24 protein-coding genes are annotated in these 23,126 nt (G+C 71.5%); 17 read left to right on the top strand and 7 right to left on the bottom strand.

Going from position 1 to position 23,126, the window contains the following annotated elements; all coding sequences use genetic code 11:
• Positions 1–131 precede the first annotated feature (131 nt).
• Both CRP29_RS00220 and CRP29_RS00215 read left to right on the top strand, forming a co-directional pair.
• Positions 132–716, top strand: a complete 585-nt coding sequence (locus CRP29_RS00220) for an AAA family ATPase (RefSeq protein WP_097193086.1) — start codon at positions 132–134, stop codon at positions 714–716.
• A complete protein-coding gene (locus tag CRP29_RS00215; RefSeq protein WP_097193085.1) occupies positions 703–1,236 on the top strand; it encodes a GNAT family N-acetyltransferase in 534 nt (177 codons plus the stop codon). The genes CRP29_RS00220 and CRP29_RS00215 overlap by 14 nt, the downstream gene beginning before the upstream one ends.
• Before the next feature lie 50 nt (positions 1,237–1,286).
• On the opposite strand, the gene CRP29_RS00210 is transcribed toward CRP29_RS00215, so the two are convergent.
• Positions 1,287–1,523, bottom strand: coding sequence for a hypothetical protein (locus CRP29_RS00210; protein WP_141437017.1), 237 nt, complete (start codon positions 1,521–1,523; stop codon positions 1,287–1,289).
• 632 nt (positions 1,524–2,155) lie between these two features.
• Between CRP29_RS00210 and CRP29_RS00205 the strand changes: the two genes are divergently transcribed.
• Positions 2,156–5,632, top strand: a complete 3,477-nt coding sequence (locus CRP29_RS00205) for an RHS repeat-associated core domain-containing protein (RefSeq protein WP_141437016.1) — start codon at positions 2,156–2,158, stop codon at positions 5,630–5,632.
• A gap of 409 nt (positions 5,633–6,041) precedes the next feature.
• Here the strand turns inward: CRP29_RS00205 and CRP29_RS00200 are convergent, their stop codons facing one another.
• Together CRP29_RS00200 and CRP29_RS00195 are read right to left on the bottom strand one after the other, a co-directional pair.
• Positions 6,042–6,644 carry a hypothetical protein gene (locus CRP29_RS00200; protein ID WP_097193082.1) on the bottom strand — a complete coding sequence of 201 codons (603 nt, stop codon included), beginning with the start codon at positions 6,642–6,644 and terminating at the stop codon, positions 6,042–6,044.
• On the bottom strand, positions 6,641–6,844 hold the full coding sequence (locus tag CRP29_RS00195; protein ID WP_097193081.1) for a hypothetical protein: 204 nt from the start codon (positions 6,842–6,844) through the stop codon (positions 6,641–6,643). The genes CRP29_RS00200 and CRP29_RS00195 overlap by 4 nt, the downstream gene beginning before the upstream one ends.
• Before the next feature lie 283 nt (positions 6,845–7,127).
• Here CRP29_RS00195 and CRP29_RS00190 point away from each other — a divergent pair, with 283 nt between their 5' ends.
• On the top strand, positions 7,128–7,661 hold the full coding sequence (locus CRP29_RS00190; protein ID WP_097193080.1) for a GNAT family N-acetyltransferase: 534 nt from the start codon (positions 7,128–7,130) through the stop codon (positions 7,659–7,661).
• A 50-nt stretch (positions 7,662–7,711) separates the two neighbouring features.
• Here the strand turns inward: CRP29_RS00190 and CRP29_RS00185 are convergent, their stop codons facing one another.
• The 4 genes from CRP29_RS00185 to CRP29_RS00170 form a co-directional block, all read right to left on the bottom strand.
• Positions 7,712–8,635, bottom strand: coding sequence for a PHP domain-containing protein (locus CRP29_RS00185; protein WP_245852217.1), 924 nt, complete (start codon positions 8,633–8,635; stop codon positions 7,712–7,714).
• Entirely contained in the window at positions 8,550–9,071 is a 522-nt protein-coding gene (locus CRP29_RS00180; protein WP_141437015.1) for a GNAT family N-acetyltransferase, read from the bottom strand. The genes CRP29_RS00185 and CRP29_RS00180 overlap by 86 nt, the downstream gene beginning before the upstream one ends.
• Before the next feature lie 242 nt (positions 9,072–9,313).
• Positions 9,314–10,447 (bottom strand): site-specific integrase, encoded by a 1,134-nt coding sequence (locus tag CRP29_RS00175; protein WP_097193077.1) that lies wholly within the window; start codon positions 10,445–10,447, stop codon positions 9,314–9,316.
• 309 nt (positions 10,448–10,756) lie between these two features.
• A complete protein-coding gene (locus CRP29_RS00170; protein ID WP_097193076.1) occupies positions 10,757–10,978 on the bottom strand; it encodes an excisionase family DNA-binding protein in 222 nt (73 codons plus the stop codon).
• Positions 10,979–11,386: 408 nt separating this feature from the next.
• On the opposite strand from CRP29_RS00170, the gene CRP29_RS00165 reads away from it, so the two are divergent.
• The 13 genes from CRP29_RS00165 to CRP29_RS00105 all read left to right on the top strand — a co-directional run bounded on the left by CRP29_RS00165 (position 11,387) and on the right by CRP29_RS00105 (position 23,051).
• A complete protein-coding gene (locus CRP29_RS00165) occupies positions 11,387–11,839 on the top strand; it encodes a helix-turn-helix domain-containing protein (protein WP_097193075.1) in 453 nt (150 codons plus the stop codon).
• A 117-nt stretch (positions 11,840–11,956) separates the two neighbouring features.
• A complete protein-coding gene (locus CRP29_RS00160) occupies positions 11,957–12,628 on the top strand; it encodes a hypothetical protein (protein ID WP_097193074.1) in 672 nt (223 codons plus the stop codon).
• On the top strand, positions 12,622–13,569 hold the full coding sequence (locus CRP29_RS00155; protein WP_245852214.1) for an ATP/GTP-binding protein: 948 nt from the start codon (positions 12,622–12,624) through the stop codon (positions 13,567–13,569). Before CRP29_RS00160 ends, CRP29_RS00155 begins: the two co-directional genes overlap by 7 nt.
• The gene (locus tag CRP29_RS00150; protein ID WP_245852212.1) at positions 13,569–14,255 is read left to right on the top strand and encodes an SAF domain-containing protein; all 687 of its coding nucleotides are present in this window, start codon (positions 13,569–13,571) and stop codon (positions 14,253–14,255) included. The genes CRP29_RS00155 and CRP29_RS00150 overlap by 1 nt, the downstream gene beginning before the upstream one ends.
• 22 nt (positions 14,256–14,277) lie before the next feature.
• A complete protein-coding gene (locus CRP29_RS00145) occupies positions 14,278–15,075 on the top strand; it encodes a CpaE/TadZ family protein (RefSeq protein WP_245852210.1) in 798 nt (265 codons plus the stop codon).
• The gene (locus tag CRP29_RS00140; protein WP_097193072.1) at positions 15,065–16,465 is read left to right on the top strand and encodes a TadA family conjugal transfer-associated ATPase; all 1,401 of its coding nucleotides are present in this window, start codon (positions 15,065–15,067) and stop codon (positions 16,463–16,465) included. The genes CRP29_RS00145 and CRP29_RS00140 overlap by 11 nt, the downstream gene beginning before the upstream one ends.
• 254 nt (positions 16,466–16,719) lie before the next feature.
• Complete coding sequence (locus CRP29_RS00135) at positions 16,720–17,367, top strand: type II secretion system F family protein (protein ID WP_245852208.1); 648 nt, start codon at positions 16,720–16,722, stop codon at positions 17,365–17,367.
• The gene (locus CRP29_RS00130; protein WP_097193070.1) at positions 17,364–18,278 is read left to right on the top strand and encodes a type II secretion system F family protein; all 915 of its coding nucleotides are present in this window, start codon (positions 17,364–17,366) and stop codon (positions 18,276–18,278) included. The genes CRP29_RS00135 and CRP29_RS00130 overlap by 4 nt, the downstream gene beginning before the upstream one ends.
• A gap of 29 nt (positions 18,279–18,307) precedes the next feature.
• Positions 18,308–18,502 (top strand): hypothetical protein, encoded by a 195-nt coding sequence (locus CRP29_RS00125; RefSeq protein ID WP_097193069.1) that lies wholly within the window; start codon positions 18,308–18,310, stop codon positions 18,500–18,502.
• Positions 18,503–18,509: 7 nt separating this feature from the next.
• A complete protein-coding gene (locus tag CRP29_RS00120; protein ID WP_245852206.1) occupies positions 18,510–18,971 on the top strand; it encodes a TadE family protein in 462 nt (153 codons plus the stop codon).
• A complete protein-coding gene (locus tag CRP29_RS00115; RefSeq protein WP_245852204.1) occupies positions 18,968–19,393 on the top strand; it encodes a TadE/TadG family type IV pilus assembly protein in 426 nt (141 codons plus the stop codon). Before CRP29_RS00120 ends, CRP29_RS00115 begins: the two co-directional genes overlap by 4 nt.
• Positions 19,390–19,830: a TadE/TadG family type IV pilus assembly protein gene (locus CRP29_RS00110; protein ID WP_097193067.1), complete on the top strand. Its 441-nt coding sequence runs from the start codon at positions 19,390–19,392 to the stop codon at positions 19,828–19,830. The genes CRP29_RS00115 and CRP29_RS00110 overlap by 4 nt, the downstream gene beginning before the upstream one ends.
• Positions 19,827–23,051 (top strand): AfsR/SARP family transcriptional regulator, encoded by a 3,225-nt coding sequence (locus CRP29_RS00105; protein ID WP_097193066.1) that lies wholly within the window; start codon positions 19,827–19,829, stop codon positions 23,049–23,051. The genes CRP29_RS00110 and CRP29_RS00105 overlap by 4 nt, the downstream gene beginning before the upstream one ends.
• Positions 23,052–23,126: the final 75 nt, after the last annotated feature.

Below are 23,126 nucleotides of genomic sequence, written 5' to 3'. Positions count from 1 at the left end.
GTGCTCCAGAGACATGGTGATCGTCCGGACGCGAGGTGACTCGCCCGGGACGCCGGTCACCGACTCGGCCGCGACCGCGCCGTGGCCGACGCCGGAGCCATCGGCGGTCCCGCGCCCGTAGCGTCGTGGACATGGACGGTGCGCCTCACCTGATCGTGCTCCGTGGGAACTCGGCCTCCGGTAAGACCACGGTGGCGACCACGTTGCAGCGGCGTCTCGGGCGCGGGACGGCGAACATCGGGCAGGACCACTTCCGCAGGGTGGTCCTGCGTGAGCACGACACCCCCGATGCGGACAACATCGGCCTCATCGCGCACACCATCCGCTACTGCACAAGGGTCGGCTACAACGTGATCGCCGAGGGCATCTTCCTGGCCGAGCACTACCGCGAGATGCTCGGCGAGGTCCTGGCGGAGCATCGGGGGCCGACGCACGTCTTCTACCTCGACGTACCGCTCGAGGAGACGCTGCGCCGGCACCGGACGCGGCCGCTCGGCACGGAAGTCTCCGCGGGCAAGCTCCGGGACTGGTACGTCCAGGCTGACACCTTGGGGGTCCCCGGCGAGATCGTCCTCGATGGGACCGCCGATTTGGAGAGCACCGTCGAGCTGATCTGTGCCCGGATAGGACCTGTGCCGACCAAGACCGTCGCCGCTGGAGCTCGCTTTCTCCAGGTTCAGGATCGGGGGAGGAGGGCTGACCGTGGTGACCGCTGATCGCTGGATGCGCGACAGTCTGAGGACGGCGCGGCTCGCGCTGAGGCTGCCCGTTGCGTCCGACGCCGACGAGCTGCACGCCATCTTCAGCGACCCCCGGACGAACACGATCGGCGACGGCCCCTTCACGTCGCCGGACCAGACGGCTCACTGGATCGCCCGCCGCCAGGCCCTGTACGCGGAGCACGGTCTTGCCTGGTACCTCGTCCGCGCGATCGACGGCGGATTGCTGCTCGGGAACTGCGGCATGCTCACGACGCGGGGCACGGTCGCGGAGCCGGAGATCGGCTACATGATCCGGAGCTCGAATCAGGGTCGCGGTTACGCCAGCGAGGCGGCCGAGGCCGTGCTCGCCGAGGCTGCCGCGGCAGGGATCGAAATCGTCTGGTCCACCATCCGTCCTGGCAACCTGGCCTCGTGCCGTGTGATCGAACGGGCCGGCTTCCACGTCCAGCGCACCGAGAACGACCGCAAGGGTCCGTTGCGCTACTACAAGCGGTCCCTGCGGGAAGCAGCGTGAGTGCGTGCTCGGGGCCACGGGCAGCCAGCTGGGTCAACTGGTCACGGTCGTCAGCGGGTCCAGAAGTCCTCGGGTCGTGACCCCGGCGCGAAGCCGAAGTGGTCGAGCAGCGCGATGGCCTCGTGGAAGTTGGCGGCGAGCCCTGCGGTTACGTGATCGTCGCTGCCGAAGCTGACGGCTCGTCCGCCCTCCTCGGCCCACCATGTGGCCGGGTCACGCCTCGCATCGACCGCCAACCGGATCGCCCGCTCACGCAACTCGTCCGGGTGCTTCCGCGGTGCCGCCATGATTCTCATCCTCACGTAAGTTGAGAGCTCCATCAGACCCGGGGCGAGACACCGGTAGCCGAGCTCCGGATCGTCCCGGTGGACGTCGAAGAGCGCGTCGGCCTGGCAGGCTGCGGCCAGTTCGCTGGCGGTGACCGCGGCACGTCACCGCGACGGGGATCCTGTCGACAGCGAGCTCACGAACGAGCGGGTAGACCATTTCCCGGCAGGTTCGCCTGCGACAGATAGGCCGCTGCGCGGCCCAGGATCTCGTTTTCCTGCTCGAAGCGGTGCCGGCCCAGATCAAGGCGTGCCGCCGCGGTGCGATGTTGGAAGCGGCCGTTGTCGCTTAGTCCACCGTTCTGGCCTCGTTGTGACGGAACCGCATGACTATCCGCGTTGCCACAATCGTCACGACACGTTATCCGCCAACTACTATGCGTAGTAACACCTGCATAACGACTTGCCGTCAGCTGGTTGCGGTGCGTGATCGCGGACTGGGACGTTCCGCGTTGCTCAAGCCAACTGTCAGCTCGTCAGTGAGGTGCGCCTTGTCCCTAGCCAGTCCATCCAGTCTCCTTCCACGCCGCCGCAGGTCAGCAGCGGTCGTCGGCCGCACTGTCGGCGTCGCCGTCGCAACGAGCGCGCTGATCATGGGATCAGCAACCGGTGTCCTGGCCGCGCCAGCCAGCGCCCCCACTGCCCGCGTGGACGTCAGCGAGCTGATGACTCCGGTCCTCTTCGGTGAGGCCACCGCAGCCGGCTCGGGCACGGAGTCCATCCACTTCTCCGCCCGCACCGTGGGCGCCTATTCCTGGGACCTCCTCAACGACGTCGCGGTCGCCGGACGCACCGCCTACCAGCAGCTGCCAGCCGACGTGCTCGAGATCGGCGAGGCCTTCGAATACCAGATCTCGCACTGCGACAGCTCCGGCTGCACCGCGGCCCCGGTGAAGACCGGCTTCGTCAGCCCAGCCCTCGGAGCGGGAGCCCGCCCCGGCGCCACGCGGCTGCCTTTCACGATCGGCGACCGGGTCAGCGCCCAGGTGGACGTCGGGTCCGGCAACCTCACGGTCGACGTCTCGGGGTTCTCCGTGCCGCGCCGTACCGGCGGCTCCATTGACGTCGGGCTCGCGTACAACAGCGTGACCCGCCGCTCGGAAGCGCACTTCGTCAACTCGGTCGGCAGCGCGGACTCTGGTTGGCGGCTGTCGACTGGCCCGGACGTGCGGCTGCGAAAGGAAGGCGGCTACGTCGTTTACCACGGCGACAGCGGCCTCACCGGCGCCTTCATTCCGCAGGCCGGGACCCCCGGGCAGTACGCGTCCCCGGCCGGCTTCAAGATGGATCTCACCGGGAACGCCACCACCGGTTGGGTCCTCTACGACCACAACAGCGGCGAGGAGCGCCGCTTCAACGGCGCCGGGCAGCTGACCTCGATCGAGGACCGCAGCAACAACGCGGCCACCTTCACCTACGCCCCCTCGGGTGCTCTCGCCACGGTCACCAGCGATGTCGGCTCGGCCGGGGCGCGGACCCTGAACGTCACCACGACCGGCTCCGGCGCAGGGCGCATCACCGAGGTGTCACAGACGACGTCGGCCGGCTCCCGGTCTGTCGTCCTTGCGTACAACTCCAGCAACCGTCTCGCCAGCATGACCGATCAGGAAGGCCGCGTCACCGAGTTCGCCTACTCGGGCAGCGGCAACCTTCAGACTGTTACCGCCCCTGGTGGGGCGCAGACCTCCTTCAACTACGACACGTTCGGCCGCGTCCAGAAGGTCACTCAGCCGACCGCCACTGCGCCTGCCGGGGCCGTGACCCGCTTCGCCTACTTCGACGACGACACAGCCGTCGCGGACCCGCGGAGCGACCAGTCCCTGGCCCCCGACTTCACCGCCCACACCTCGTACGAGCACACCACCGACGGTCGTCTGCTGGTCGCCAAGACCATCGACCAGCTCGGCAATGAGCGCTCCTCCACCTACACGCCGTTCCTCGACGTCGCTACCTCCACGAACACCTCGGGCACGACGACGGTCGGCTACGACGAGGCCGTCAACGGCGGGGAGTCGATGACCGGCGTCACCTCGGCCACCGGTGCCAGCTCCGCATACGGCTACGGCCCGAACACCGACCCAAACGCCGGTTGTGCAACGACGTCTACCGCCGCGCAGTACCAGCCCTCTCAGAGCACTGACGGGCAGGGCAACACCAGCGCCTACTGCTACAACGAGACCGGCCAGCGGGTGTCGACCGCGGACTTCAGCTCCGCCAAGGCGGAGGTGTCCTACAACACCGACGGCACCGTGGACACCTCCACCAGCCCATCCGGTGCAGTCACCTACTACGGCTACAACTACGACGGCCAGGTCACCAGCATCACCCCGCCGACCGGCAGCAGTCTCGCGGGACGCAGCTACACCTGGGACGGCTACGGCCGCCTCGCCACCAAGACCTCCGGCCGCGGCGTCACCGAGACCTACACCTACGACAAGCTCGACCGGATCCTCGAGGTCGACTACTCCGACACCACCCCGACGGTCACCTACACCTACGAGGATGCCGGGCGTACCGACACCCGCATCGACAATTCCGGCACCACCAGCTTCGACTACGACCCGCTCGGGCGCCTGACCTCGCGCACCCACAGCCTCACCGGCAGCGCCTCCTACACCTACGACAAGGTCGGCAACCTCGCCACCGCCACCAACGCCTCGGGGACGACCTCCTACAGCTACGACGCTCGCAACCTCGTCACCGCCATGACCCCGCCCGACGGGCGCCGCATCGAGTTTGCCCACGACGCCGACGGCCGGCGCACCGACACCTGGTTCCACGTCAACACCGGCCGCACCCGGTGGGCCGCGCACAACCACACCGACTACGACGCCTCCAGCCGGATCATCCGCACCTGGACCTCGCAGGCCTCCCCGAACTCCGGCACGGCCAACGACAACACCCGAGTGTCCGACCTGTCCTACTCCTACGCCGCCCCGGCGACCGGCGCCTGCGCCACCGCTCCCGCGGCCGGCCAGGACACCTCGCTGCGGTGGACGCAGACCGACAACCGCACCGGGCTGGTCACCACCTACTGCTACGACGCCGCGAACCGGCTGACCGCAGCGACCACCCCCGGCGGCGACTCGTATGGCTACACCTACGACGGCAACGGCAACCGGATCCAGACCACGAAGAACGGTGCCGTCGTGCAGACCCTGACGGTGAACAACGCCGACCAGGTCACCACCACCGGATACACCTACGACGCCTCCGGCAACACCACCGCCGCCCCCGGCGTCGGAGCCACGGTCGGCTACAACGGCGGCGAGCAGATGACCGCCCGTGCCAACGCCACCTACCGGTATGCCGGCACCGACCAGACCGAGCTCATCCGCCAGTCCGGCGGCGGCGTCCGGGAGCGCACCTACACCTACGGCCGCGCCAACAGCAACGGGATGCCCATCATCGAGTCGTACAAGGACGGCACCACCAGCTACGGCTACCTGTACGACCCCCAAGGCACTCCGCTGGCACTGCAGGGAGGCAACACGCACTACCTGGCCCTCGACGGCCTCGGGTCCCCGGTCGCCCTGATCAACCACGACGGCGGACAGACCGGCAGCTACGCCTACGACCCCTACGGCGCGGTGACCGCCACCGCCGTCAACGGTAGCGGCGCCATCGGCATCCAGATTCACGGATACGCCGGCGGCGTCATCGACCACGGCAGCACGCTGGTTCACCTCGGCATGCGGTGGTACGACCCCACCACGGGCCGCTTCACCCAGCAAGACAGCCTTGAAACGATCCTCGACCCGTCGCGGTCCAACCGCTATGAGTACAGCGCCAGCAACCCCACAAACTACGTCGACCCGACCGGCCTCTTCTGGGGCACCGCTTGGAAGGTGACGAAGTGCGTGGCTGCTATCGGCGTCGCTGTGGCGGGGGTCGGGCTGCCTGCGCTCAAGCTCTACCGGTTCGCCAAGGCGGTCGGTGGCCTCACTGACGCCGCGAAGTTGCTGGTCGGGGCGACCACAAGGGCTGAGAAGATCGACGCGGTCGCCGGTGCTCTCGGCTCCGGTGCAGCCGAAGTCCTCGGCATCGCCGGCATTGTCGAGAACTGTTAGATGAGAGGCTGCAAGAAGCTGAGACGACCCGCTGACCGGAGGAAGAGGACTCATGGGATTCTGGAATCGACGGCGTAAGCCGGAGCCTGCATCTCCGGTCGTACTGCCGGATGATTTGGCTTCAACGGTGGACGCTCTGCTTCGGGATGACCAGCAAGTGGAGGCAGTTCGCCTGGTGCGTGAGCGGACGGGGCTAGGACTCACAGATGCCGCGACGCTTGTAAAGCGCCGCGGGGAGTCTTCGTCGGGCACCTCGGAGTAGACGACTCTCCACAGCCGGATCCGTAGAGCCGGGGCCATCGCCAGAGGCGGTGGCCCCGGCCTATCGCCGTTCGGGCACCCCTACATCGCCGCCGTATAGCGACAAGCCTTGTGCTCAGTGGCCACGTCCAGCGGTAGCCGAGGAACGTCACGACGGCCGCTCCATAGCCCGCAGCGGCTCACGCCGGACGTTCCGGCGGCGCCAGATGAAGCAGCGCCCGGCCCGCCCATGACGTGGCGCACCAGGAGCACCAGCCGCCGCCGCGGTCGACCCACACCGGACCGCCGCACATGCAGCGGCGCACCGGCAGGTGCGCGCGCAGCGACGACCACAGGCTGCGGATCTGGCACCAGAACTGGGCGACCTCGGGCTGCCCGACCAGCCACGCGAAGTGCCGGGGTGGGCGAGCAGCTTCCGGTCGCCGTCGGGCTGCCCGGGCCGGTGGTCGACGCCGCGCTGCTGGGCGAGCCAGCCGGCCGAGGCGGCGAGCACCGGGGGTGCCTGCGTCTGGGCGTCGAGGAGCCGGAAGTCGATCGGGTCGCGTTCGGAAGCCAGGGTGCCGCCGGATCCGCCGCCGGTGCGCCACGCGGTCATCGACGGTTCGCTGCCGGCGGTGAGGTCGCCGGCGAGGTCGGCCAGCGTCTGGCCGAGCTTGTCGTGGTGAGCGGGGCAGAGGAGGCCGCGGGCCTGGCCGTGGGCGCAGCCGGGGGCGACGCAGGCCGGGGTGGCGCGCTCGGTCGGCACGGTCATGGGATCTCCGTTCCGAGGTGGTCGGGCAGCGGCACGAGGAGGGGCACGTCGACCAGGTCGACGTTGAGCTCGCGGATGCCGGGGACGAGCTGCTTCTGGCCGTGCGCTACTGCACGGGGGTCGGCTACAACGTGATCGCCGAGGGCATCTTCCTGGCCGAGCACTACCGCGAGATGCTCGGCGAGGTCCTGGCCGAGCACCGGGGCCGACGCACGTCTTCTACCTCGACGTACCGCTCGAGGAGACGCTTCGCCGGCACCGAACGCGGCCACTCGGCACGGAAGTCTCCGCGGGCAAGCTCCGGGACTGGTACGTCGAGTCGGACACCCTGGGTGTCCCCGGCGAGATCGTCCTCGATGGGACCGCCGACCTGGAAAGCACCGTCGAGCTGATCTGTGCCCGGATAGGACCTGTTCCGACCAAGACGGTCGCCGCTGAAGCTCGCTTTCTCCAGGTTCAGGATCGGGGGGAGGAGGGCTGACCGTGGTGCACGCTGATCGCTGGATGCGCGACAGTCTGAGGACGGCGCGGCTCACGCTGCGGCTGCCCGTTGCGTCGGACGCCGACGAGCTGCACGCCATCTTCAGCGCCCCCCGAACGAACACGATCGGCGACGGCCCCTTCACGTCGCCGGACCAGACGGCTCACTGGATCGCCCGCCGCCAGGCCCTGTATGCCGACCATGGGCTCGCCTGGTACCTCGTCCGCGCGATCGACGGCGGATTGCTGCTCGGGAACTGCGGCATGCTCACGACGCGGGGCACGGTCGCGGAGCCGGAGATCGGCTACATGATCCGGAGCTCGAATCAGGGTCGCGGTTACGCAAGCGAGGCGGCCGAGGCCGTTCTCGCGGAGGCGGCGGCGGCTGGGATCGAAATCGTCTGGTCCACCATCCGTCCCGGCAACCTGGCCTCGTGCCGTGTGATCGAACGGGCCGGCTTCCACGTCCAGCGCACCGAGAACGACCGCAAGGGTCCGTTGCGCTACTACAAGCGGTCCCTGCGGGAAGCAGCGTGAGTGCGTGCTCGGGGCCACGGGCAGCCAGCTGGGTCAACTGGTCACGGTCGTCAGCGGGTCCAGAAGTCCTCGGGTCGTGATCCCGGCGTGAAGCCGAAGTGGTCGAGCAACGCGACAGTTTCGTGGAAGTTAGCTGCGAGCCCTGCGGTTGCGTGATCGTCGCTGCCGAAGCTGACGGCTCGTCCGCCTTCCTCAGCCCACCATTGCGGGATCCACGGCCGGAGGGGGCGCCCGGTGTTCATCTCCAGTGCCCGCCCAGATGAGGCGATGGCGCGCATGGCCTGCCGGTACCCGTCCTCGAACAGCGTGTGATCGAAGGGCCCGTGCTCGTCGGTGGGCCAGTAGCGAGCCGCGTAGTCGATGTGGGTGAAGACCTCAAAATCCCCGTTGGCCACCATGACTGGGACTTCCGTCAAATACCTCCAGACCACCTCGGAGGGGTCGGTCCATCCGCGGAAGAGGGTCACCGGCTCGCTGCGCTGCCCGCCGTCGAGCGGCAGCGTATGGAGTGAGCCGTTGACCCGGTCGAGCGCGGAGAAGTCGATGAGGGCTTCGGCCGCTCGGCGGTCGAGGTGGGGCTGGCCGAGCTCGACGCCGGTGAGGATGCGGAGGTCGGGGAACTCGTGTCGGCAGCGCTCGATGGAGTCGAAGTAGCCGTCGGCGTCGAAGGTCGGTGGCTGCATCAGCCCGTCCCCGTCGATGAGCGGACGTTGGTGTTCGGTGAAGTCCTCGGGGGCGGCCTGCCAGCCGCTGACGTCGAGGTGCTCGGTGAAGATCACCGCGGGGACTCCGATGCGGACGGCTCGAGAACAGGTCCGCCTCATGGTTCCGGCCGCCGCCGAGGACGGACCTCCTGTGTCCCACGAGAACTCGCTGTGGACGTGAGCGTCAGCCGGCAGCACCACTGCTCCTTTTGTTGAGTTGGCGGCGGCGCAGGACGTGCTCTCGCCCACCGAGCAGCAGTCGCTCTTCATGCCCGAAGTCGAGGCGTTCCAGGACTGCACGCGACCGCTGATTTCCCGGGAGAGCGAAGGCGACGACCTCGGTGAGGCCAAGCTGGTCCTGAGCATGTTCCAGGGCTCCGGCACCCGCCTCGCTTGCGTAGCCACGGCCCCAAAACGCGGGCAGGAGGGCGTAGCCGAGCTCCACCTCGGGTCGTCCAAGGGCGAGCCACTCAGCCAACTTCACTGTTCCGACTGCTTGCCGTCCGTCCCACAGCACCCACCGCCCGAAGCCGTGCCGCTGCCAGTGCTCGATGCTGGCGACGACAGCCTCGTGGACCTGCTGCGCGGTGCGGATTCGGCCCAAGGTTCGGCCGACTCGCTCGTCAGCCCACAGGCGCTCGAACATGGGCGTGTCCTCGAGGGTGACCGGAATGGCCACCAGTCGAGCAGTGGTGAAACGGCCCATGCGCACTCACGGTAGTGCTGCCCAACAGCCGAGAACCGGTCCTCGAAGTGGAGACGTCGTGGAGGGCCCGGCAGGGGTCGGCCCGCGGCTTGGGGACGTCGACGATCTCAGAACTTCGGGGATGCCGAAGCGGCTGATCGGGGTGGTCCTTACTGAGTGTGCGACTGAGGGACCGATTGCGCTTATTCGCCGATGGGTGGGGCGTCCCGGGCTCCCGGAAGTTGTCTCCGGCGCAAATAGGGTCAGCTCGATGTCATGCCGTCGGAGTGCCCCAGCGCCGCGCTCATGGCGGCTGCGAGCGCGGCGTCTCGTTCTTGCTCGGCGCGCTGGTAGCGCAGCGCTGCGGCGGGGGAGGCATGCCCGAGTCGGTGCATCAACTCCCTAGTGGTGGCGCCGTGCCGGGCAGCGACGGTGGCGCCCCAGCCCCGCAGATCGTGTAGATGAGAGCCGGGTGGGAGTCCGGCTGCCTCGGCGGCTGGAGCCCACACCCGTGCGGCGAAGTTGTTGCGCCGAATGGGCCCGCCCTTGGGCCCCACGAACACCAGCCCCTTCGCGCCGGGCTCGGCGTAGGTCGCGAGGTGGTGCGCCAGGTCGTCGATGATGTGCGGCGGGATGGCCACCGTTCGCCGGCCGGCGGCCGACTTTGGCGGTCCATAGGAGCGTCCTTGCCCGATCACGTCGACGACGGAGCTCCGAACGCTCACGGTGCCTGCTGTCAAGTCGAGGTCTTCCCGGCGGAGCGCCGCAAGTTCACCTATGCGCAGGCCCGTCCACCCGGCCAGGAGAATCAGCGCTCGCCAGCGATCCTCGACAGCATCGACGAGCGCCTGGACCTGAGCGAGAGCGAACATCGGTCGCTCGCTGGATCGTTCCTGCCCAGCCCCACGGATGGAGCATGGGTTCCGAGCGATGAGGTTGTCATCGACCGCCGTGGTGCAGATGGCACGCAGCAGCCGGTAGCACTTTGCTGCCGTGACCTGGCCCGGTCCATCTGGACCGCTGAGCGTTCCGTACCAGGCCCGGACGGCGGACGCGTCCATCTGGCGCAGTGGCGTCGACCCCAGCGCGGGGACGATGTGGTTCTTGAGCTGTGCCCGGTAGAGCTCGGCTGTGCGGGGGGCCAGCGGTCGGCCGCGGACGAGGCGGGTGTCGACCCACCGTTCGGCGTAGACCCCGAGGGTCTCCTGCCCGGCCTTCGGGTCGATCCAGCTGCCCGAGTCCAACTGGGTCTGCACCTTGGCGAGCCACCGATTGCCGTCAGCCTTGGTCGCGAACGTGTGCGGCGCCGAGACCTGCTTGCCTGAGCTATCCGGGTATCGAGCTTGGTAGCGGCCTGAGGGAAGCCGGCGGACCGTGCCCCAAGCCCTTCGACCCATGATGACCTCCTGCTTCTCTCCGCCGGCATGAGATTGCGGTGGGGCCGACCCGGGCGGTGGCAGCTGCGTCGATCAGCGGACAGCCGTCCACCGGTTCCCCAGAGCACTTGACTTCGTCGGGGAGACGTGTCGCTGGCGGAGCTAGAGAGGCTGCCGCGGCCGCGGCCCGCGAGATCTCGCCGCGCGCATGAGGTCAGTCGTGTGGCCGCCGAGGACGACGTCCCGGTCGGCGCCCTGGTGGCGTGGCGAGCTCGTTGGCCGGGAAGGCGTCCCGCTGCCCGGGCACCCTCCCGCGCGCCGCGAGTCGGGCTACCCCTCGCTTGCGACACGTCCGGCCTCGATGAAGTCGTCGAGAGTTGAACGCTGCAGCCGGACGTACTTGCCGAGCTTGACGTACGTGATCCGCCTCTGAGCGATGAGCCGACGAATAAACCGCTCTCCGGTTCCCAGGTAGTCCCCGGCCTGCGCGACGGTCAGCAACGGATCGTGCCGCCCGTTGAGCGCGGCTCGCTCCGAGGTGGTCCCGGGCATCAGGTGCCGACCTGCCAGTCGCGGTACGGCCGTCCGAGAAGGGCGCGGCCGGCGACCGGCGAGCACCACGGCTTGCAGGGACGACGTCGCGGCCGGGGATGAACTGCAGGTCTCATGGCCCACAGCCTCGGCGGACAGGTCCGGTCTTCCTGCAGTCGCTGAACCTGGGCCCGGTGCCTCGACGCGACGAGTGCAGGCGCCCTCGGCGGCCGCCGGGGGAGTCCGGGGTCGCTGAGCCCGCCGTCCTCCGGGCCTCCTCCAGCCCGGACCAAGGCGGCCATTCAGCGCGCGGTGAGCTTGAGATGTTCTCCAGTGAATGGAGGACCGGGGGTACGACCGAGCGGCCGGTGAGCGCTAGGGTTCTGCGCCACGAGCGGGTGTCCACCGAACGGGTGATGGGGGGATGCCGTGGCGCGGCCGCTGCTTCGAGGCGACCGCCTGAAGGCCGCCCGGGAGGCCGCCGGATTGAGCCGGGACGACCTTGCCGAACGCCTCGAGTTGTCGAGCCCGGCAAGGGTCCGCGTGTGGGAGCTGTGCCTGGAGCGTCCACGGCCCCGGTTCGTGCCCCGACTGGCCGTCGCGGTGGGGATCGAGCCGCTGCACCTGCTCGACGTCGATCCCGACGATCCACCGTTGGCGGCGCTCCGGCTGGCGGCCGGCCTCGCGACGAACGAGATGGGCGCACCGGGTGTGTCCGTCATGACGTACGTGCGACTGGAGGACGGCCGGCCCGGTACGGAGCCGACGGCGGACGCCGTCCGCGCCGTGGCGGCACTCCTGGGTGTGGATGAGGTCCGGGTCCGGGCCGCGATCCGTCGCTCGCGCCGTGACCACGCACCCTTGGCGCCCTTTGGAGGTTGACCGGAGAATTACTGGAGATTCGGGCTTCCCTTCCTGACGGTCTGCGGTGGTAATTTCCCGCATCCATTGCCCCGGGAGGCGACGCCCGTGATCCGCAGGTCAGATCCGCGTTCCGCGATGGCGGCTGGTCTCGACCGGGTCCTGGAGACCGGACCGGCGAGCTCGCCGGCCTCGCTGCTCGGCACCGCTCCGCGGGCGGTCGATCGGGTGCGGGTAGGCATCGTCGCCCTTGGGTCGGTGCTGACGCTCGCCGCATGCGGCACGGAAGGGGACGCCACGGAGCAGCCCCCGCCCGCGCCATCTGCCTCGGAGAGCAGTGCGGCGCCCACGAGCGCGGACCCGTCGATGGACCCCGACGAGGTGGCGGCTGCCGATGCGGCGATGGCCGTCTACCGCGACGTGACCAGGCTGGTCCAGGACGCCCGCCGCGACCCGACGCAGGACTGGCTGCCCGCCTACGCGCAGCTGACCGCAGATCCCTACCGGTCCGCCGAACTGCTCGAGGTCTCCGCCCTCCGCGACCGCGGCATCGCCCACACCGGCGAGGTGGCTCACGATCCCGAGGTCGCCGCCGTCGACCTCGCCGGTGGTACCGACGGCACCCTCCGCACCGTCACCATTCAGGACTGCGTCGACACCCAAGACTTCCCCGCTACGGTCCAGGCCACCGGTGACGTCGTGAGCGCTGAGCGACCGCCGCACGTCGCTGTCGCCACGGTCGTCTTCTACCCGCAGCCCGAGGACCGCTGGCTCGTCGCCACCGTCGACGTGCAGGACGAGACGTGCTGACCTGTTCCTGGGCACGCGCGGCCGCCGGCGTCCTGGCGGCCGTCCTCCTCCAGGGCCCGGCCGCGGTCGCCACCGCCGCGCCCAACGAGATCTGCCTGCCCTCCGGCTTCTGCTACATCGAGGACATCCGGCCGGCCGTGCCGAGTTCCCCCGTGACCGTTCCGGCCCGAGCACCGGCACCGGCACCGGCGCCGGCGCAGTGCACCTCGCTGACCGGCGCCGTGGTGCCCTGCTATCAGGACAACCTCGGCTGGTACGAGTCGTCCAGCGGCTGCTACCTCAAGCTCATGGACCCCCAGCCCCCTCCCGGCTCACCGCTGTGGGAAGGGCGCACGCAAGAGGACGGCGGTGCCCTCTACACCGCCAACTGCGGTGCAGTAGACGGCGGCTCGCTCAGTTCCACGGCCACCGGGATCGTCTGGCGTCGCGGGCCACCGGCCGACTTCATCGACCCCGAAGTCCTCGCGCAGCGCGCCATCGCCGCCATGCAACTGCAGCCGCCGCTACTGCGCACCGCACCCCCGCAGGGGTCGGCCAGCGGACTGGTCGGCCTCCCGGTGTGGATGTGGACCGACCGCGCGGAAAACGTCTCCGGTCCCATCACCCGCTCCGCTACCGAAGGACCGGTCGCCGTCGAAGCGACCGGCGTGGTCTCCCGCATCGCCTGGGACATGGGCGATGGGACCACCGTCACCTGCGGCCTCGGAACGCCCTACTCAGCTGGCGACGACGGCCCGTCCCCGGACTGCGGCCACACCTACGAGCGCGCATCGGCTAAGCACGTGCCCGGCGGAGGGCCGTGGCCGATCACTGCTACGACCACGTGGACGGTCACCTGGTCCGGTGGCGGTAGCACCGGCACCGAGGTGGTGCAGCTCTCCTCGACCGGCGAGCTCTTTGTCGGCGAACTCCACGTACTCAACCAGGCCGAGGAGCGCTGATGGCCAGGATGCGGACAGCCCCAACTGACGACGTCGTCGAGGGCAACGGCTGGGTGCCCCCACCACTGCCCCAGGCCCCCGTGCTCCCGCCACCACGACGCCGCCGGCGCCCCGCCCTGCTGGCCCTGGCGGTCGCGATGGTGGTGCTCGGCGCACTCGGTGCCGCCTACCTCGCCACCTCGCTCGGCCAGACGACGTCCGTGATCGCCGTCGCTCAGCCGGTCGCCTGGGGGCAGACGATCACCGCTGCCGATCTCGTGGAGGCGCGCATCGCCGCCGACCCGACCCTGTCCCCGGTTCCGTACACCGACCGCGACCAGATCATCGGCCGAACAGCAGCAACCGACCTCCTGCCCGGGACACTCCTCACCCGGAACGCGACCACCGACCAGCGGCTTCCTCCACCCGGTCGACAACTCGTCGGCATCGGACTGCCGGCCGTGCAGCTGCCGGTCACGCCGCTGCGACCCGGGGACGACGTGCTGCTGGTGCCTCTGCCGACCGACGGTCAGGCGGCACCCACCGCTCCTTCGGTCACCGTGGCGGCCACCGTCGTCCGCGCAGGAGAGCCGGGCACGGACGGGCGGCGCGTCGTCGACGTCCTCGTCGACGAAGCCGACGGCCCCGACGTGGCCGTCCGCGCAGCCGCCGGGCTGATCGCCCTCGTCGTAGTCGCAGGCGAGTAGGCGGACCACCGTGTTGATCGCGATGACCTCGGCCAAGGGAGCCCCCGGCGTGACCACCGCCGCGCTCGCTCTCGCCCTGTCCTGGCCCCGCCGCACGGTGCTCGCCGAGCTCGATCCGGCCGGCGGCGACGTCCTGGCCGGCTACGGCCGCGGCGAGGTTTCCGCCGGCGGGCTGGCCGAGCTGGAGCTGGCGGCGCGGCGCGGCGGACCGGCACGGCATCTGGAGGCCCACCTGCTGCAGCTGGACGCCGGCGGGCGGGTGCGGCTGCTGCCCGGTCTGGCCGACCCGATCGGCGCCCGGCACGTGGACTGGCACCGCCTCGCCGGGGCGCTCGCCGCGGTCGACGGTGGCACGACCGACGCGCTGGCCGACTGCGGCAGGCTCGGCGCTGAGCACTTCCCCCGGGACGCCGTCCGGCGGGCGGCCGCCGTGATCGTCGTGACCGGGTCCTCGCTGCGCGCCGTCCGGGCCGCAACCCACGCGGTCGCCGCGTTGAAGGCCGAGTCAGCCGCAGGGGCGGGTACCGGTCCGCTCGCCGCGGTCGTCGTCGCAGCGGGGGACCCCTACGGCGAGCGAGAGATCGGCGACGCGCTCGGCGTCCCGGTCCTCGGCGCGCTGCCCCGCGACGACAAAGCAGCGTCCGTGCTCAGCGACGGCGCACCGGCCGGTCGCTTCTTCCCCCAGTCGGCGCTGCTGAGAGCGGCGCGGGAGGTCGCCGCCCGCGTCGCGGAGTTCGCCGCCCGGCACGAGGCACTGCTGAGTCCGCCGGCCGAGGTCCCCGCTCCGGCGCCCCTGATCGGACACGGGCATGGCCGCTGAGCAGCTCGACCGGGGACGGTCCCTGCCCGCCCCCACGCCGCAGGTCGACTGGCCGCTGGTGCGCCGGCTGCACGAGACGACGGCGACCGCGCTCGCCGAGGAGCTCAAGCGACGTCCCTCCCTGAGCCCGGCCGCGCAGCAGGAGCTGGCCCGCACGCTGATCCAGGACGGTATGGACGGGCTGGTCCGGGACCGCATGCGCGCGGGGCAGGCGGTGCCGTCCCCGGACGAGGAGCTGGCGATCGCCGAGGCCGTGTTCGCCGCCCAGTTCGGCCTCGGCCGGCTGCAGCCCTACGTCGACGACCCGCGGGTGGAGAACATCGAGGCGCACGGCTTCGACAACGTGTGGATCGGCTACGCCGACGGCCGCGACGTCCGGGTCGATGCGATCGCCGACTCCGACGAAGACCTGATCCGGCAGCTGCAGCACATCGCCGCCCGGCTGGGCCGCGCCGAACGTACGCTGACCACTGCCAGCCCGCTGCTGACCATGCGCCTCCCGGACGGCTCCCGCTTGGCCGCGGTGATCGAGACCGTGCCCCGCCCGCAGCTGGTTATCCGGCGGCACCGGATCCGCGACGTCGACCTCGACGACCTGGTGGGGCTGCGCGCGATCGACCAGCCGCTGGCCGAGTTCCTGCGCGCCGCAGTGCGGGCCCGGAAGAACATCGTCGTCACCGGCGGGCAGGGCGCCGGCAAGACCCTGCTTCTGCGGGCGCTGGCCAACGAACTCCCGGCCGAGGAAAACCTCGCCACGATCGAGAAGCACTTCGAGCTTCTCCTGCACGAGCTGCCCGACCGCCACCCCCGGGTGGTGCCGTTCGAGGCGCGCGAGGGCACCGGCGAGCGCGGCCCGGACGGACGTCGCCTCGGCGAAGTGACCCTGACCGAACTCGTCGAGCACGCCCTGGTGATGAACGTCAGCCGGGTGTGGCTGGGCGAGGTCCGCGGCGAGGAGGCCTGGCCGCTGATCGAGGTGATGGAGGCCGGCGAGGGCGGCTCGGCCTGCACCCTGCACGCCCGGTCGGCCCACCACGCCTTCGAACGACTGGCCAACCTGTGCATGCGCGGCCGGGGCTCGGTCACCCCCGAGCACGCCTACCGGTCCTGCGCCTCGGCGATCGACCTCATCGTGCACATCACCACGGTCGACGAGCGGTGGATCGGCGGGCAGCGGCACCGCTTCGTCAGCCAGGTCGTGGAGTGCAACGGCATGGGGGAGGGCGGGCGACCGTCGGTCACCGAGGTCTTCGCCGCCGGGCCGGACGGGCGGGCGACGCCCGCGCACGATCCGGTCGACCTGGCCGACTACGTACGGGTCGGCTTCGATCCCGGCTGGCTCCACCCCGGCCGGGATCACTGGGCGAGCGCCACCGGGGGACGGCGGTGACCGGCGCCGCCCTGTTGGCCGGCGTGTGCGGGGCGCTGGTAGTCGGCGGCCCCCTGCTCGCAGCCCATGCGCTGACCGCTGAGGACCGGCCGGCACGGCCTCACCGCCGACGCCGTCCGGCGGCGTGGGCCGACGGGCGGACGACGCGCCGGCAGCGAGCGCTGTGGGCGACGGGTGCAGCAGCGGCTGCCGTCGTGTGGCTGGCCTCGGGGTGGCCAGTCGGCGGGGTCCTTGCCGGGCTCGCGGTGATCGGAGTGCCGTGGCTGCTGGCACAGTTCTCCGCCGCGAACGCGGCGGTGGAGCGGCTCGAGGCGCTGCAGGAATGGGTGCGGCGCACCTCCGACGTCTTGGCCGCCGGCGGGGGGCTGGAGCAGACGCTGATCCGCTCGGCGCGAACCGCGCCGGAGCCGATCCAGGTCGAGGTCGCGACGTTGGCTGCCCGGCTGCAGGCGCGCTGGTCCACGTCCCGTGCGCTACTGGCCTTCGCCGACGACCTGGACGACGCCGCTGGCGATCTCGTCGTCGCCGCCCTCCTGCTCGGCGCGGAGTTGCGCGGTCCGGGGCTCGCCCGGGTGCTGACCGAGCTGGCGCACAGCCTCAGCGAGGAGGTCACCATGCGCCGCAAGGTGGAGGCCGACCGCGCCAAGCCCCGGGCCAACGCGCGCTGGTTGTTGCTCATCACCGTCGCCGCCGCCGGGCTGGCCGCCCTCAACGGCGATTACCTGGCTCCCTACGGCACCGCGCTCGGGCAGCTGGTGCTGGCCATCATCGCCGCCTTGATGGTCGGTTGCCTGCTGTGGATGCGCCGGCTCACGGCGGCGGCGCCGACGGTCCGCTTCCTGGTCGACCCGACGACGCGCGGCGGGGCGCCGCGGGACTCGGAGGAGGTGCAGGCCCAGTGAGTGCGGCGCAGGCGCTTCTGATCGGTTGTGGCGCGGCCGTCGGCCTGGGGCTTTTCCTGCTACTGCGGACCGCGCTCGTCACCGAGCAGCCGCGGCTCTCCGACGCGCTGGCCCGCCTGGACGGGCGCGCCCTGATCGGTTTCGTGCGTCCGGTCGAGGAGGAGGGAGACCGGTGGGCGCGGGCCGCCGGGCGGGCCGGGGGGTGGGCCGCCGCCCGGCTGCCCAGGATCGGCCTCCAGGCGCCGGGTCCGGCCTTGGCGCTTATCGGGTGGACGCCGGCGGGGTACGCCGTCCGCAAGATCGGCATGACTCTGTTCGGCGCGGCGTTCGTGCCGCTGCTCACGGCCGTCCTCGGCATCGCCGGCGTCCACGTGCCGGTCGTGGCCCCGGTGGCTGGGTCACTCGCGCTGGCCGCTGGCCTGTTCTTCGTCGTCGACCTGATCGTGCGGGACCAGGCCGCCGAGGCGCGCGGCCAGATGCGCCGGGCGCTCTGCTCCTACCTCGACCTGGTCAGCCTCCGCCGGGACGCCAGCGAGGGCCCCACCATGGCCCTGGAGCGTGCCGCCGCGCTCGGCGACGGCTGGGTGTTCGGCCGCATCAGCGACGCGTTGGTCACGGCCCGGCTCGCAGGCGACCCGCCGTGGGAAGGGTTGCGCCGGCTGGCCGCGCATTCTGGCGTCGGGGAGCTGGGCGACGTCGCCGACATCGCGGCGGTTGCCGCCCAGGAGGGCGCGTCGATCGCCCCCACGCTCCGGGCTCGTGCCCAGTCGCTGCGCGTCCAGCTGCTGGCCGAGGAGGAGGCGCGCGCGAACACCGACAGCGAAAAGCTCACTGCTCCGGTGGCTCTGCTGTCGATCGCCTTTCTCCTGCTGTTCCTCTATCCCGCCCTCGCCCGACTCATGGCCAGCTGACCGGCTGACCCACCCCGAAAGGAAACCCGATGTCGCTCATTCCGACCCTGATGGCCCTCGCCGGAGGCCTGCGCGACCGGCTCAGGGAGCTCCGCGAGGAGCCCGAGCGCGGTGCGCTCTCCGTCGAGCAGGTGATCATCACCCTCGCTCTGCTGGGCATCGCCGTCGCGCTCGTGGCGGTGATCGCCAACGCGGTCACCTCCCGGTCCAGCCAGATCCAGTAGCCGATCCGTGCGCCCCGCCGTCCAGCCCCGTACCTCCGCCGCCTCCCCGTGCCGCGACACCCGCGGCCACCGGGTGGGTCGCGGGGCGGGCCGATGGCTGTCCGGGGACCGCGGCGCGGCGTCGGTCGAACTGGCGGTCGCCTTCCCGGTGGTGCTGCTGCTCGTGATGACGCTGATCCAGGCCGCGCTGTGGTTCTACGCCCGCTCGGTCGCCCTCGGGGCGGCGCAGGAAGGCGCCCGCGAGGGGCGCGTCCAACCCGCCTCCCTCGCGCGTGCCGAGTCCGCGGCCGAGGGCTTCCTCGACCAGACGGCACAGGACCTCCTCACCGGACGCGACGTGCTGGTGACCGGCTCACCGACCAACATTGAGGTGACCGTGACGGGCACCTCCTTGAGCCTGTTCCCCGGCCTGTCCGGATGGTCGGTGACCCAGACGGCTGTCGGCCCGGTGGAACGGACGGACTCGTGAACCGGCCGCGCGCCGAGCGGGGATCGGTGTCGGTCGAGCTGGCGTTGCTGGCCCCGGCGCTGCTGTTGGTGCTGTCGTTCGCCGTCGTGGCCGGACGTACCCAGGTCGCTGACGGCGCTGTCGCCGAGGCCGCCCGCGCGGCGGCCCGGGAGGCCTCCCTCGCCCGGGACGGTGTCACCGCCGCCGCACTGGCCAGGGCTCAGGCGGACCGCACCCTGGCCGCCCAGGGCCTGCGCTGTCAGAGCACCAGCGTCGACGTCGACACCACCGGCTTCCAGACTCCGCCCGGACAGCCCGGCGACGTCACCGTGTCGGTCACCTGCGTGGTCGGCATGGCCGACTTGCTCGCGCCGGGCCTGCCCGGATCGGTCACCGTCGAGGCGTCCTTCTCCAGCCCCGTCGACGCCTACCGCGAACGATGAGCACCCGCCAGGGGCTCCGGTGGGCCGGTACCGAGCGCGGCGCGATCAGCGTCTTCCTCGCCGTCCTAGTCCCCGGGCTGCTGCTCATCATCGGCCTGGCCGTCGACGGCGGCGCCAAGGTGGCCGCCACCCAGCGCGCCAACGCCATCGCCGACGAGGCCGCCCGCGCCGGCGGCCAGGCGCTCGACGTCTCCGCGGCCCTGGCCGGGCAGATCCGCGTCGATCCGGCTGCCGCGGTCGCCGCCGCCCAGGACTACCTCGACCGCAACGACGTGCAGGGCGCGGTGACCGTCGTCGACGGCGACACCCTGCAGGTGACCACCACGATCTCCGAGCCCACGAGCTTCCTCGGCCTGATCGGTATCTCCACGCTCACCGTGGAGGGCTCCGGGACCGCCGACCTCATCACCGACTCAAGCGGGGGAACGGGCCCATGACCACACCGTCGCGGGCGCTGGACCTGCTGCGCCAGCTGATCGCCGGAGTACTGCTGGCCGCCGCGGTCGCCGGCGTCCCGATCGCGCTCTTGGAGCTCGGCGGCGCCTACCTGCCCGAGGAGCTGCCCTCCTGGGCGCAGGTGACCGCCGCGCTGAGCCGCCCGGACACCGGCGCGCTCTTCCTCGGCCTGCTCGTGGTCATCGGGTGGGTCGCGTGGGCCTGCTTCGCCCTCTCGGTAGCAGCCGAGCTCGCCACACAGCTGCGCGGCATGCCATCGGTGCGACTCCCCGGCCTGGCGGCGCCGCAGCAGATGGCCGGCCTGCTCGTGGCTGCCGTTCTCGGCGTCGGCAGCGGACCGCTGCTGGCCGCTCCGGCCCTGGCCGGCCCTTCGATCGTCGCCGACCAGCCGGTCGGCCAAGAGGAACCGTCGCTAGCCCCTTCACCGCCCGTGGAGACCCGGCCGACCTGGCCTACAGCGGCCGGTCCCACGTACACCGTGGCCCCGCGCGACACCCTGGGCCGCATCGCCGCCCGCTACCTGGGCGACTGGACCCGATTCGAGGAGATCCTCGAGCTCAACCGCAGCCGGCCCCAGCCCGACGGCGCGCTCCTCACCGACCCGGGGTTGATCCGCCCTGGCTGGACGCTGGTCCTCCCACCGGACGCGCGCCTTCCCGGAGCCGGCGCGGCCGCCGGCGAGGTGACGGTGCAGCCCGGCGACACCTTGGCCGACCTCGCCGAGCAGCACGGCCTGGAGCACTGGCATCCGATCTTCGACCTCAATGCCGGCGAACCGTTGCCCGGCGGCGGCCGATTCACCGACCCCGACCTGATCCGCCCCGGGCAGGTTCTCGACATCCCGCCGGCCGACCCCGCGGCGGCCGGCCCTCCGCCGCCGACCGGTCCCGAACCCCCGACCGACGAGCCGGCGCCGAACGAGGACGAGCTGGCCGACCCGGGGGAGCCCGCGCGGACCCCGCCCGCCCCGCCGACACCGGAAGGCCTGCCCGAGCAGTCGGAGCAGGCAGCGGTCGACGCCGGCAGCGGGGACGCCGCCGACAGCCCGTCGGAGCTGGCGGCCGTGCTCGCCGGCAGCGGTGCACTGCTCGCCGCAGGTGTGGGAGCCGCGTGGCTGGCCCATCGCCGCCAGCGGCTACGTCGCCGCCGTCCCGGCCGACGGCTGGCCCCCGTCCCGAAGACGCAGTCGGCCACACAGACGGTGGTGGCATCGGCGGCAGACGAGGGCACGGCCGACTACGCCGCACTCGATCTGGCGCTGCGTGGCCTCGCCGTCCAGATCTCCGCCGATCCGGACGGGCGGCTGCCCGACATCGTCGCCGCCCGACTCCACGGCGGCCGGCTCGAGCTGCGGCTGCACGCTCCGGCCGACCGTCCTCCGCCGGAACCGTGGATTGCGGACGACACCGGCCTCCGGTGGTCGGCGCGGCTCGACCAGGACACCGGCGTCGATCCCCAGGTCGCCCGCACCCGCCTGGCGCCGTACCCCACTTTGGTCACCATCGGCACCGATATGGCGGGCCGCTGGCTGCTGGACCTGGAACGTCTCGGTGCGGTGTACGTGACCGGACCGGCCGACCGCCGCGAGGACTTCGCCCGGCACCTGGCCGCCGAACTGGCCGTCAACGGCTGGTCGGACCTGCTCACCGTCACGCTCGTCGGCTTCGGCGACGAACTGGTTGACATCGCCCCCGGGCGGGTCCACCCGGTCGACAGCGCCACCGATCCCGGCCTGCACCCCGGCCTGGCGGAAGCCGCCGAGTCCGATGACGACGACGTGCTGGACGGGCGGCTGCGGGCCGGAGCCGGGGACGGCTGGATGCCGCAGGTCGTCCTCGTCCCGCACCCGCACGATCAGTTCGGCGCACTGGCCGAGGCCGCCGCTGCTCTGCGAACGCGGGAGCGGCGCGCCGCGGTCGCCCTCGTGCTCGGCGCCGAGCCGGAGCAGGGAGGCGACGAGTGGCTGCTCACTCTGACCGACGACGGGTCGCTGCTCGTCCCGGCACTCGGGTTGCGGCTGCCGGCGCCACAGCTGACCGTCCAGCAGGCCCGCGACATCGCCACACTGCTGGCCTTCGAGCGCGACTCCGAGGACGCCCCGATTCCCGCCGCCGACGGTGACCGCCTCTGGCAGGTGCACACCGACGCCGCCGGCGCGCTCCACGGCGACCTGACCGGTCCGGACACCGCTGCACCACCGACCTCCGCCCCGTCCCCACGGCTCCGACGGAGCCTCATCGCGGAGGCGGTCCGCGACTTGACGCCGCCCACGCCGACCGGCAGTCCTACGGGGGCAGGGACGTCATGGACGACCAACGATGCCGCCGACGTGCCGGCATCTACAGCGCCGGCCGACGTCCGCAGGGAGGTCGAGGCTGACCTCGCACAACTCGACCGTGATCTCGCCGACTGGTGGTCGCCGAACTGCGCCCGGCCGCGGCTGACCCTGCTCGGACCGGTCGCCCTGCGGGCGCACGGTGATGAGGCGGCCGTCGCCAGGTCCGGGTTGCGGCGCCGCTACGAGGAGACGGTCGCCTACCTCGCCACCCGCCCGCACGGAGCCACCGCTGACGAGGCCGCGACCGCGCTGCAGCCGGCCCGCGGCGGCAGAACCGACCCCGTCAGTGCGCGCGCCTACGTCCACCGGGTCGCCGCCGGCGCTCGCGCCTGGCTGGGCACCGACCCCGCCACCGGTCAGAAGCACCTGAGCTCCGGTCACCGCGGCCGCTACACGCTGACCGGCGTCCTCGTCGACGCAGACCTGTTCCGCCAGCTGCGCGCCCGGGCCGCAGTGCGCGGCGACGGCGGCCTGACGGATCTGCTGGCCGCTCTGCATCTGGTGTCCGGCCCGCCGTTCGCACAGCGTCCAGCCGGCTACGAGTGGTTGGACGGCTTGGACCTGACGTTGACCGCAGCCATCTGCGACGTCGCCCACCAGGTCGTCTCTACGGCCCTCGAAGACGGCGACCTGGCCGCTGCCGCAATCGCCTCGGCCACCGCCTTGCTCGTCGCGCCGGATGACGAACAGGTACTGCTGGACGCGATGTGGGTGGCCTTCCACCAGGGCCACCGCGCCGAGGCCGAGACCTATGTCGGGCGCATCGTGGCCGTCCACGACGGCGAGGACGAGATGGACCTGCCCATGAGTACCGCGGAGACCATCAACCGCGCCCGCCGGCAGTTCCTCGACCGCGCGTCGTGAAGGACGCCGTACGTATCCCGCGACTAGGGAGCCTCCGGCCACACGGGCCGCACCCCGGGGCGGTGAACGGCTGCC

Origin of the sequence: Blastococcus aggregatus (genome assembly GCF_900221005.1) — a bacterium.
In the GTDB taxonomy this organism is placed as follows: Bacteria; Actinomycetota; Actinomycetes; order Mycobacteriales; family Geodermatophilaceae; genus Blastococcus; species Blastococcus aggregatus.
The sequence above is the reverse complement of the archived record's forward strand: the minus strand, read 5'-3'. Positions and strand labels throughout refer to the sequence as shown.

Coding starts and splice junctions, on each gene's coding strand:
- CRP29_RS00220 (WP_097193086.1), top strand. CDS start 132: ATGGACGGTGCGCCTCACCTGATCGTGCTCCGTGGGAACTCGGCCTCC.
- CRP29_RS00210 (WP_141437017.1), bottom strand. CDS start 1,523: ATGGCGGCACCGCGGAAGCACCCGGACGAGTTGCGTGAGCGGGCGATC.
- CRP29_RS00205 (WP_141437016.1), top strand. CDS start 2,156: ATGGGATCAGCAACCGGTGTCCTGGCCGCGCCAGCCAGCGCCCCCACT.
- CRP29_RS00200 (WP_097193082.1), bottom strand. CDS start 6,644: ATGACCGTGCCGACCGAGCGCGCCACCCCGGCCTGCGTCGCCCCCGGC.
- CRP29_RS00185 (WP_245852217.1), bottom strand. CDS start 8,635: ATGAAGAGCGACTGCTGCTCGGTGGGCGAGAGCACGTCCTGCGCCGCC.
- CRP29_RS00180 (WP_141437015.1), bottom strand. CDS start 9,071: ATGGGCCGTTTCACCACTGCTCGACTGGTGGCCATTCCGGTCACCCTC.
- CRP29_RS00175 (WP_097193077.1), bottom strand. CDS start 10,447: ATGGGTCGAAGGGCTTGGGGCACGGTCCGCCGGCTTCCCTCAGGCCGC.
- CRP29_RS00170 (WP_097193076.1), bottom strand. CDS start 10,978: ATGCCCGGGACCACCTCGGAGCGAGCCGCGCTCAACGGGCGGCACGAT.
- CRP29_RS00160 (WP_097193074.1), top strand. CDS start 11,957: ATGGCGGCTGGTCTCGACCGGGTCCTGGAGACCGGACCGGCGAGCTCG.
- CRP29_RS00150 (WP_245852212.1), top strand. CDS start 13,569: ATGGCCAGGATGCGGACAGCCCCAACTGACGACGTCGTCGAGGGCAAC.
- CRP29_RS00145 (WP_245852210.1), top strand. CDS start 14,278: ATGACCTCGGCCAAGGGAGCCCCCGGCGTGACCACCGCCGCGCTCGCT.
- CRP29_RS00140 (WP_097193072.1), top strand. CDS start 15,065: ATGGCCGCTGAGCAGCTCGACCGGGGACGGTCCCTGCCCGCCCCCACG.
- CRP29_RS00125 (WP_097193069.1), top strand. CDS start 18,308: ATGTCGCTCATTCCGACCCTGATGGCCCTCGCCGGAGGCCTGCGCGAC.
- CRP29_RS00110 (WP_097193067.1), top strand. CDS start 19,390: ATGAGCACCCGCCAGGGGCTCCGGTGGGCCGGTACCGAGCGCGGCGCG.
- CRP29_RS00105 (WP_097193066.1), top strand. CDS start 19,827: ATGACCACACCGTCGCGGGCGCTGGACCTGCTGCGCCAGCTGATCGCC.